Annotated in this window: 5 protein-coding genes and 2 pseudogenes; 3 read left to right on the top strand and 4 right to left on the bottom strand. The window is 57.3% G+C overall.

The genetic code is table 11. The features are described 5' to 3' along the window. Positions 1 to 149: 149 nt before the first annotated feature. Positions 150 to 1,175: a long-chain acyl-[acyl-carrier-protein] reductase gene (locus NW834_RS09985; RefSeq protein WP_414390840.1), complete on the bottom strand. Its 1,026-nt coding sequence runs from the start codon at positions 1,173 to 1,175 to the stop codon at positions 150 to 152. A gap of 110 nt (positions 1,176 to 1,285) precedes the next feature. After that, complete coding sequence (locus tag NW834_RS09980; protein WP_041436745.1) at positions 1,286 to 2,017, bottom strand: aldehyde oxygenase (deformylating); 732 nt, start codon at positions 2,015 to 2,017, stop codon at positions 1,286 to 1,288. 194 nt (positions 2,018 to 2,211) lie between these two features. On the opposite strand from NW834_RS09980, the gene NW834_RS09975 reads away from it, so the two are divergent. Continuing rightward, a complete protein-coding gene (locus NW834_RS09975; protein ID WP_414330858.1) occupies positions 2,212 to 2,520 on the top strand; it encodes a hypothetical protein in 309 nt (102 codons plus the stop codon). 14 nt (positions 2,521 to 2,534) lie between these two features. Here the strand turns inward: NW834_RS09975 and NW834_RS09970 are convergent, their stop codons facing one another. Next, on the bottom strand, positions 2,535 to 3,029 hold the full coding sequence (locus NW834_RS09970; RefSeq protein WP_041436747.1) for a pentapeptide repeat-containing protein: 495 nt from the start codon (positions 3,027 to 3,029) through the stop codon (positions 2,535 to 2,537). Positions 3,030 to 3,129: 100 nt separating this feature from the next. On the opposite strand from NW834_RS09970, the gene NW834_RS09965 reads away from it, so the two are divergent. Together NW834_RS09965 and NW834_RS09960 are read left to right on the top strand one after the other, a co-directional pair. Then, positions 3,130 to 3,438 carry a gas vesicle protein GvpV gene (locus tag NW834_RS09965; protein WP_238376787.1) on the top strand — a complete coding sequence of 103 codons (309 nt, stop codon included), beginning with the start codon at positions 3,130 to 3,132 and terminating at the stop codon, positions 3,436 to 3,438. 221 nt (positions 3,439 to 3,659) lie between these two features. Beyond that, positions 3,660 to 4,094: pseudogene (locus tag NW834_RS09960) on the top strand (ABC transporter ATP-binding protein); the annotation flags it as partial. On the opposite strand, the pseudogene NW834_RS09955 reads toward NW834_RS09960, so the two are convergent. Next, positions 4,095 to 4,260: pseudogene (locus NW834_RS09955) on the bottom strand (formyltetrahydrofolate deformylase); the annotation flags it as partial. It abuts the pseudogene before it with no gap.

The following is a 4,260-nucleotide window of genomic DNA, read 5'->3' as shown; positions in this document are numbered from 1 at the left end:
TCGTGGTTGGCTTGCTAACTGCAGGGCTACTAAAAGCCCGCTCCGTACCGCCTAGCGGTTGGTGTCGGGTAGTTTACTCGATTGGTGATTGACCTGACCAGGGCCAGCACCTCTGCTGGGGCTGAGGCTTTCTTCATTTTGAATCTCAATTAGGCTTCGGGCATGAGGGGGCGGAACCCATGCTTGCGGGAAAGCTGCCCGATCAGATCCAATTTCTCAAGGGTGATCAAATTACGGCCCCAACTGAAATTGGTGTACAGCCCCTCAAACTCCAGCAGCATGGATTCAGCAAAGCAGGCAAAAAGCTGACGGGCCGGGTTGGCCACATTCAAAAACTGCATGATGTTCCATTCAATATCCAAAGAGTGCTCCACCATCCCCCCGTCAATGACGTAGAGCCCCTTCCGATGCAAGCTGGAGGCGATGTTCTTTGGGTAGCCACCGTCGATGATGACACAGGGATCCGGCAAAACTTGGGGATCGAGGGCCATGCCTTGGCTCATGCTGGCCACCCAAACGATAAAGTCAGCGCGGGGCAGGGCCTCTTCCAGCGAAGAGATCTCCCCCTGCTTGAGCTTGGCCTGCAATTCCTCCAGACGCCGTCGCTCTCGGGCGATGAGCAACAATTTGCCCAAGTGAGTGTGGGCCACCAACCATTGACAAATGGCGCTGCCGATATCTCCGGTCGCCCCCACCACCGCAACCGTAGCGGCTGCCAAGTCCATGGCGTAGCGCTGGGCCGCCAACTGCAGTTGCTGACAGATGATGTAGGCTGTGTGGGTATTGCCGGTGGTAAAGCGTTGGATCTCCAAGTCAATGTTGCGGACTCGCCGGAGACTGTCGAGGCGAAAAGTCTCAAAAATGATGCTGCTAAATCCCCCCAAAGCAGTAATGTTCAAGCCGCGCCGCTGGGCTAGGGCCATGGCATTCAACACTTTCCGACAAGCTGCCTTCACCCGTCCCCCCGCCAACATCTCCGGCAAGAAACAGGATTCGACGTACTGCCCATAAATCTTTTGGCCGGTGATGCTGGTTACCGTGATCTCGTCCACCACCTGAGGGGGAGCCATGCACCAGAACTCCAGGTCGCTCTCCGCATATTCGGAATAACCCAGCTTGTCTGCCACCCGCTTCGCATGGGCCAGGCTGGTCAAGTGCCCAATCAGGCCGAACATAAAGGTTTACCCGCTTGGATAACTGATGGATCCCATCAAAACATGTCCATACCCGCCTGTAGCCAGCCTAGAACTGCAGTCCGCCGGCAGAGGATGAATGCTGAGGTGGGTCATGCTGCCCGCAAACCCTGGGCTGAGAGGCGCATCACCTCGCGGGTGCTGAAGCCGATGTTGGCCAGCGCCTCTCCATAGGCAATCATAAAATCCTCGACGATGGCCTCGCGATCCATATAGATGGCTTCTACATCCTGGTCCACCTGCTGCAGCATCTGCCAGACCAAGGGCAGGTTCTGGGCGTTGGCCGCTTCGATCTGCCCTTTGACCTCGCCAAAATGCTCCCCTAGCCAGCGCTCTCCAAAATTGAGGTGCAGATATTCATCCTTGACCACCCCCTCGGTGATCTTGCGGGCAAACTCATCGGCGACGGGGATGTAAATGTTGTAGGCGGCAATGGCAAAGCATTCGATGATCAGCGACTGAATGACCAAGCAGGTAACTAGGTCTCCGGCTGCTGCCGCTTTTTGGAAATTGTTGCGCAAAGGGGCGAAGAAAGTGCGGGCAAACTCCCTATCCGGCTCTACCTGCAGGTTTTTGCCGCAGGATTGAAAGCCTTTCATGTGCCGCAATTCCATCTTGGCCAGCTTGTGCAGCTCCTCTGCCCCTTCCGGCAACATCTCGGCCAGCTTGAGGTAGTTGTCGTGGGCTTCTTGTTCCCCTTCGATCACAATGCCGTTGATGCGAGAGTAGGCCTGCCGGTAAACCGCGCTGCCATAGTCCAAGGTGGTGCCACCCTCATCGGCTAAAGGCTGGGGGGTATTGGGCAGGACGTTCACTGGGGCCATACTCATGCATCTCCTCTCGGTGTTGTTTGGGTGTTGTTGATTGTCTATGCTGACTCGACAATCGCCTCGATTGCAGTTGAATCGCTCTCTTAATCAGAATAGCTGTAGCTGCCGCAGAATTGGCGGGATTCCTTTTGCGGAATGATAGGGGTCTGCTAGGGTGAGGGTTCGAGTGCCGTTGTGGAGCCTGCTGTATGTCTGCTCTTGGGGATGGCCTGAACCAACTGCGCCAGTTGCTGGTGGAGCTGGAGGAACGATCCCTCGATCAGCCGATTGGCAGTGCCGAGGAGGTGTTGCAGGCCATTGAGCTAGCCACGGCTTTTGAGCTGTTTGAGGCGGAGAGCAGCGGTTTGCTGCTGCAGATTGTGGCCAATCTCTGGGATCGGGTACGGCAGCAGGATTTGTCTCCAGGGGAGATTCAGACGGTATCGGAGAAGTTGCGGGCGGTGGGCTATACCGATGCCGAAATTCAGGAGATCCTGGACTTGGAGCCGGAGGACTAGCCCCATTTCCCCCTCTAGGCTTGAACCATGCCCAGCTCCACCGGTGTAACACCCGCTTCCATCTGAGTGGTGGCGTCGTAGCAAGCCCCTCGCAGGTTGGCCAGCTTGAGTTTGCACTGGGCAAGAAGGGCTCCTCTCAAGTTGGCCCCGGTGAGATTGGCCCCTGCCAGGTCCGCTTGGCTGAGATCGGCTTCGCTCAAGTCCGCTTCCGCCAGGTTGGCCCCACGCAAGTTGGCTCCTTGCAATCGGGATCCCTGCAGCTTGGCTTTCTCTAGGTTGGCCAGCCGCAGGTTGGATCCCTGCAGATCCGCTTGGCTGAGGTCGGCGCCGCTCAGGTAGGCCCGCTCCAGGTTGGCAGAGGCCAGCTTTGCCTGGCGGAGAATGGATCCCCCCAAGTCGATCCCGGCCAAGTCGGCCCCGGCCAGATCAGCTCCGGCCAGTTGGCTGTTGCTGAAGTCCCGCTCACCGCTGCCGTAGCGTTGCAACAGGTCTGCTCCAGTTTCCACCATCGCTGTTTTCCACACCAGACGAATGGATCCTACCTAGGAATAGAAGGGCCGCCAAGAGTACGCTAGGATAGGCGCAAGCCGTTTTCCGGGATCCCCCCTTATGAGCTTGCCCCGTGTGCCCCGAACTCGACCTCGCCCCAAGCTGCGCTCGATCCCTCGCCGCCAAACCGAATCCGCCCTCTATGCCGAAATGCAGCAGCTCACTGTCGAAAAGCAGCGGCTCAACCAAGAGCTAGAGTTTATTCGAGAGCGGCAAGGGCAAATCCACGCGCGACTTCAGGAAATCGAGCAGGCCATGCAACACCTTCAGCAGGAGGCAAAAGCCTTTCGGGATCCCGCTCCTGCCTCTGAACCCGCCCAGCTCAGATCCCGCCCTTCCCGCTTCCCGCCCATGACCTTCGAGTATTGAGGGATCCTATCGAGTATTGAGGGATCCTATAAATCTCAAAGAAGACCCAAGATTCAAAGCAGACCTAAGCAACAAGTCAGGGGATTCTGTAGCCAACTTAACTATTTGCTGCTTATCTCAACCCGACTCCAGAATCTGGGCCAGCGAACAGCTGTTCTCAAGCTGGCTGCACAGTTACCTGAACTTCAGGGCTTATGACTTCTTCTCCCCAGATATCGTCAGATATCGTCGGTCTAGAGCGTTTTGCTAAGGCCCTGCCCAGGCAACTTTCGGGCGGTATGCAGCAGCGGGTGGCCATTGCCCGAGCTCTGGCGGCCCAGCCGAAGATTTTGCTCATGGATGAGCCTTTTGGCGCTTTGGACGTGCAAACCAAGGAGACGATGCAGGAGTTTTTGCTGGATCTCTGGCAGCGCACGCGCACCTCAATTTTGATGATTACCCACGATGTGGAAGAGGCCGTCTTTCTGGCCCAGCGCATCTATGTACTCACGTCCCATCCTGGGCGGGTGAAACGGGAGCTCCGGGTTGATTTCCCCAGTCGGCGCGACTACAGTCTCAAGCGCACTTCTTCCTTCCAAGAGGTGAAGGACGAGATCTTGGCTCTCCTGCGAGAACAGAAAGGGATCCCGTTGAGCGACGCTGCGCCCGCGGGCTGATCAGGCAAACACCACCGTTTTGTTGTGGTACACCAGCACCCGATTCTCCAGGTGATACCGCACTGCCCGTGCCAGGACTAGGCGTTCCATGTCGCGGCCTTTGCGGACGAGGTCGGCAACGGTATCGCGGTGACTGACCCGCACCACGTCTTGCTCGATGATCGGC

Source organism: Synechococcus sp. R60.1 (assembly GCF_047461835.1).
Classification (GTDB): Bacteria; Cyanobacteriota; Cyanobacteriia; order Thermostichales; family Thermostichaceae; genus Thermostichus.
This window is presented reverse-complemented; position numbering and strand designations above follow the sequence as displayed.

Coding starts and splice junctions, on each gene's coding strand:
- NW834_RS09985 (WP_414390840.1), bottom strand. CDS start 1,175: ATGTTCGGCCTGATTGGGCACTTGACCAGCCTGGCCCATGCGAAGCGG.
- NW834_RS09980 (WP_041436745.1), bottom strand. CDS start 2,017: ATGGCCCCAGTGAACGTCCTGCCCAATACCCCCCAGCCTTTAGCCGAT.
- NW834_RS09975 (WP_414330858.1), top strand. CDS start 2,212: ATGTCTGCTCTTGGGGATGGCCTGAACCAACTGCGCCAGTTGCTGGTG.
- NW834_RS09970 (WP_041436747.1), bottom strand. CDS start 3,029: ATGGTGGAAACTGGAGCAGACCTGTTGCAACGCTACGGCAGCGGTGAG.
- NW834_RS09965 (WP_238376787.1), top strand. CDS start 3,130: ATGAGCTTGCCCCGTGTGCCCCGAACTCGACCTCGCCCCAAGCTGCGC.